Source organism: Actinoalloteichus spitiensis RMV-1378 (genome assembly GCF_000239155.1).
GTDB classification, from domain to species: domain Bacteria; phylum Actinomycetota; class Actinomycetes; order Mycobacteriales; family Pseudonocardiaceae; genus Actinoalloteichus_B; species Actinoalloteichus_B spitiensis.
On the sequence record NZ_AGVX02000696.1, the window covers coordinates 1 to 4224 of the forward strand.

At 74.1% G+C, this 4224-nt stretch carries 5 protein-coding genes and 2 tRNA genes; 6 read left to right on the forward strand and 1 reads right to left on the reverse strand.

Annotation, left to right across the window (positions count from 1 at the left end):
* The first annotated feature begins 508 nt into the window (after nt 1-508).
* The 3 genes from ACTIDRAF_RS0224110 to ACTIDRAF_RS0224115 all read left to right on the forward strand — a co-directional run bounded on the left by ACTIDRAF_RS0224110 (nt 509) and on the right by ACTIDRAF_RS0224115 (nt 994).
* Nucleotides 509-582, forward strand: a tRNA-Ile gene (locus tag ACTIDRAF_RS0224110).
* A gap of 86 nt (nt 583-668) precedes the next feature.
* On the forward strand, nt 669-791 hold the full coding sequence (locus ACTIDRAF_RS34650) for a DLW-39 family protein (protein WP_211215418.1): 123 nt from the start codon (nt 669-671) through the stop codon (nt 789-791).
* Between the two features lie 130 nt (nt 792-921).
* Nucleotides 922-994, forward strand: a tRNA-Ala gene (locus tag ACTIDRAF_RS0224115).
* Between the two features lie 103 nt (nt 995-1097).
* Here the strand turns inward: ACTIDRAF_RS0224115 and ACTIDRAF_RS30975 are convergent.
* The gene (locus tag ACTIDRAF_RS30975; RefSeq protein WP_211215419.1) at nt 1098-1919 is read right to left on the reverse strand and encodes a helix-turn-helix domain-containing protein; all 822 of its coding nucleotides are present in this window, start codon (nt 1917-1919) and stop codon (nt 1098-1100) included.
* A gap of 102 nt (nt 1920-2021) precedes the next feature.
* On the opposite strand from ACTIDRAF_RS30975, the gene ACTIDRAF_RS0224125 reads away from it, so the two are divergent.
* The 3 genes from ACTIDRAF_RS0224125 to ACTIDRAF_RS30980 form a co-directional block, all read left to right on the forward strand.
* Nucleotides 2022-2876, forward strand: coding sequence for an NAD(P)H-binding protein (locus ACTIDRAF_RS0224125; protein ID WP_016701248.1), 855 nt, complete (start codon nt 2022-2024; stop codon nt 2874-2876).
* 339 nt (nt 2877-3215) lie between these two features.
* Nucleotides 3216-3722 (forward strand): hypothetical protein, encoded by a 507-nt coding sequence (locus tag ACTIDRAF_RS0224130; protein WP_016701249.1) that lies wholly within the window; start codon nt 3216-3218, stop codon nt 3720-3722.
* A 65-nt stretch (nt 3723-3787) separates the two neighbouring features.
* Nucleotides 3788-4224 (forward strand): methyltransferase family protein (locus ACTIDRAF_RS30980; RefSeq protein WP_026066447.1); only part of this gene is annotated, 437 nt, incomplete at its 3' end.

Below are 4224 nucleotides of genomic sequence, written 5' to 3' on the forward strand. Positions count from 1 at the left end.
TCGCGTCGTCTGAGGCCTTCCACCAGCGCTCGCGGAACCCCTCCCGGCGCCGTCGGTGCCAGGGCGTCGACGGCCGGGTTGGGGGCGGGGGCTGTTGGCCCACCTCGGCCCGAGGCTCGTCCCGCTCGAGGTCCGAGGAGGCCGTGGTTCCCGGACCCGGGCGCTTGGGGCGGGCGGTTGCCGTGCCGGCGTAGCCCGCTGGTGCGGCACGCGGTCGTACGACCGGGCCTTCGCAGCCGGTGTCGCGCGTCGTGCGGGGTGGCGGCTGTTGTCGGCCAGTGCTGGGAGCGGATCGTTCGAGCGAACGGCGTGTCCCCGGCGCGAGGGGGCCAGTACCGGTGAAGTCGCAGGTCGCGGCCGGTTCGAGGGGGCGGGGGAACACGGTCGATCGTCACCGGGTAGCATGGTGCGCACAGCGGATGACGTACGCGACGTCAGACTGGAACTGAAGATCAGAGCCGGTTTGGGGAACCGAGACCGCGTGCGGTAGTCTTCACTCCGCGTCCGAGGGCCTATAGCTCAGACGGTTAGAGCGCTTCGCTGATAACGAAGAGGTCGCTGGTTCAAGTCCAGCTAGGCCCACTGCCCGATGTTCGTACTTTTCTGATCCCGGTCATCGGTACGCAGGACCGGGATCGTGTGCGCCAGACGCTAGGAGGCGACCGAAAGTGAAGAAGTTGCTTGCCCTGGGTGCTGTGGCTGGCGTCGTCCTGCTGCTCGTCCGCAGGAACCGCTCCGCCAAGGCTGAGGCTGACCTCTGGCGTGAGGCTACCGCCCCTGCCGAGAGCTGATCCGAGCGCCGGGGGCTCATCGAGCTCCCGGCTTCTCGTGTGTCCGCCCGCGACCGGTTCGGGTCGGTGGGGCGGACAACAGGCCAGGCCTCGACAGGCCTGTGCGGGGTGGTCACCAATGGTGCACCCGGGGGACGTAGCTCAATTGGCAGAGCACCGCCTTTGCAAGGCGGGGGTTAGGGGTTCGATTCCCCTCGTCTCCACCCAGATCACTGATGGCACGCTCCACGTCGTGCCTGGGCCGTTCGCAGGGCGGTGGGCCCGACCCGGGTTCCACCGATACCCCTGGTGACGCCCCGTCCACCATCACCCCCTCCAGCCCGCGCTCCCGCCGTCGGACTCGCACCGCCGTCCCACCGGGAGGCGGCCCGCCAGGTAGGCACCAGGTGGCACTCCCATCACCGCCCGGAAGTCGGCCGTGAGGTGCGCCTGGTCGTGGTACCCGGCATCGGCGGCGAGTGCGGCCAGCCGGCCCCGTTCGGCGCGGGCCAGGACCGCCCGGACGCGGTGGAGCCGAACGAAACGTTTCGGTGCGATCCCCACCGCGCCGGTGAAGACGTCGCGGAGCTGCCGTTCGCTGACGTGCAGCCGCCGGGACACCTCGCGCACCCCGGCCCGGGCTGACAGGTCGGACAGGGCGGACGCCGCCACTTCGGCCAGCCTCGCCCTCGACAGGACCGACGGGGTCGGGGGGACGGACGACAGGCGACGGCTCGCCGCTCCGGCCAGCCAGCTGAGGGCCGCGTGCCGGAAACGGGCGGGGTCGCGGTGCTCCCGCTCCCACCAGGCGGACGGGAGGGAGTCGTCCGATTCCCCCCACAGCTCCCGCAGCGGCACCGCCCGGTCGCCGAGCTCGCGGACGCCGCGCCCCAGCAGGTGTTCCGCCCGTCCGGCCCTGATCCGCACCCGGACGCACCCGCCCCCGCTTTCGCCTCGGCGGTAGCCGGCCTTCGTCCTCGGACCCAGCACCACGGCGCCGCCGCCGGCCGACCAGAACAACAGCGTGACCGATGTGTCGGGTTCGTCCACCACCGTGGCGCCCCCGGCGTCGGCGACCGCCGCCCGGGCGTTCGACAACCACGGGCGCAGCTCGGCGGGCAACGGGGACGGGTGGTTCTCGTCTGGCACGGCCAGGACGGTACGCACGCCGCCCCCGACCGGGAACCGGTTCATGGGAGGACCGCCGAAATCTGCAAGTCACCGACCCGGTCCTCCCGCCAGGCTGGACGCATGATCCTGGTGACCGGCGCCACGGGCGTCATCGGCGGCGCTGTCCTGCGTCTGCTCGCGGGAGGGGAGCGCCCCGTCCGCGCGCTGGCGAGAACTCCCTCCTCCGTTCCGACCCTGCCCGGGGTGGAGGTGGTGCGGGGGGATTTCACCGAGCCGGAGTCGCTGCGCCGGGCCGTCGACGGCGTGCGCGCGGTCCTGCTGGTGACGGTGCCCAACCCACCGACCGTGGCGCACGACGTGGCCCTGCTGGACGCGGCGGTCGCCGCCGGTGTGCGGCGGGTCGTGAAGCTGTCCGCGATCGGCACGGGGGAGTGGTGGAACGGTCGGCTGGTGGGGAGCTGGCACCAGGAGACCGAGGACGCGGTACGCGGCAGCGGGCTGGACTGGACGGCGCTGCGCCCCTCCACCTTCGCCTCGAACACCCTGGGGTGGGCGCGGTCGATCGCCGTGGACGGTGTCGTGCCGGACCCGGTCGGCGGCGCCAGGCAGGGGGTCATCGACCCGAGGGACGTGGCCGCCGTCGCCGTCGCGGAGTTGGTGGGCGACCACTCCCTGGGCCGGAGCCTCACCCTCACCGGCCCCGAGCTGTTGAGCGCGGCCGACCAGGCGGAGGTGCTGGGACGGCTCCTGGGACGGCCGCTGCGCGTGGCGGACCTCCCGATGCCAGCCATGCGGCAGCGCATGGAGGAGGACAGCTGGGACGGCGCGGCGGTGGAACTCGCCGTCGCCGGGACCGGCTGGGCGAGGTCCGGTGGGAACGCCGTGCTCACCCGGACCGTCGAGGAGGTGCTGGGCCGCCCGGCCGCCACCTTCGAGACGTGGGCGGCGGACCACCTGCCGCGGTTCTCCGAGTGAACCCGCGCCTGCCCGGCGCTGCCGAGCGGGGCAGGTGGGCCCCAGGCGGCTGTGGTGCCCGCGCCTCCCGTTCGGCCAGCCCGGGGCGCGGGCGCCCTGGAGGCGGGGGAACGGGGGAGCGGTTCGGGGTGCCTTGCGGGCCTGGCCGCGCGACTCCGAGGGCTTGCGCGCCCGGACGGCGGGCCAGCGCCATGCCGGAGGAGCGCCATCACGCGTTCAGGGGGGCCGGCGCCGGCGAGCATCGCGAATCGTGGTGCCCGTCCGGGGCCGGTGCGCCAATCTGCCCCGGAAGCCAGCGAGATCTTCTCGTAGGGGTGGGGTCGTGGTTACGCTCGGCACATGAGTGTCCACCCGCGGCGTGCGCCCGGCGGTGCCGGGCCGGGCTTCCTCGAACTCGCCGACGACGACCCCACGGGGTCGCGTTGGCGGCCGCGGGACCACCAGGCGCACCCACGACCTCACCCGGAACGCGGTGGCCTGCGGATTACCGCGACCGGCGACCGCCTCGTCCGCACCGGGGCGTGGACCGTCCCGGGGCGGCTCCAGGTCGTCGCGACCCGGTGCGAGGTGCTGCTGGACATGGCGACCGCGAAGTTCGCGGCTCCCGTCACGCACCTCACGGTGGACCTGCGCGAGGCGCAGTGCGTCCTCCTGGTGCCGCCCCGCACCGCTGTCCGCACCGACCAGATCCACGTCGTCCGGTTCCGGGTGAGCGACCGGGTCGCCCGGTGCCGGGAGCACCACCGCACCCTGGTCGTGGGTGGCGTGGCCCGCCACGGCCGGCTCAGGCTGCGGACCGCCTCGGAGGGTTCCCAACGGTTGAGCTGGTGGCACCGCCCGAGATGACGTGGCGAAACCGCGTGGCCCCGCTCGACCCACCTGGGGGCCACCCATCCGACCGCGAGGTGACGATGGCCGAGGACGACACCGAGCCGCGCCGCGACCGGCTGGCTCCCCTGCTGTTCGGGTTCGCCCTGTCCCGCATCACGGCCGTCGGGCTGCGGTTGGACCTGCCGCGCCTGCTGGGGGAGGGCACGCGGAGCACCGTGGAGCTCGCGGCGGAGTGCGGCGCCAGCGTGGAGGGGCTCAGCCGGTTGCTCAGGGCGCTGGCGGGCATCGGTGTGCTGGAACGGGAGGGGGAGGAGCTGTTCCGCCTCACCCCGTTGGGGCGGTTGCTGCGCGACGACGTACCAGGGTCCGTGCACGCCGTGGCCTCGACGTACGCCGACCCGGCCTGCTGGGAGGCCTGGGGCGGGCTGGAGGCGGCGGTGCGGGCCGGCGCAGCCGTGGGGCTCCCGGCTCCGGACGGCGGGCCAGCAGGCACCCCCGCCGCGTCCGAGCGGCTCCC

Excerpts from the sequence above, each read along its gene's own strand:
- ACTIDRAF_RS0224130 (WP_016701249.1), top strand. The coding sequence starts at position 3,216 with ATGAGTGTCCACCCGCGGCGTGCGCCCGGCGGTGCCGGGCCGGGCTTC.
- ACTIDRAF_RS0224125 (WP_016701248.1), top strand. The coding sequence starts at position 2,022 with ATGATCCTGGTGACCGGCGCCACGGGCGTCATCGGCGGCGCTGTCCTG.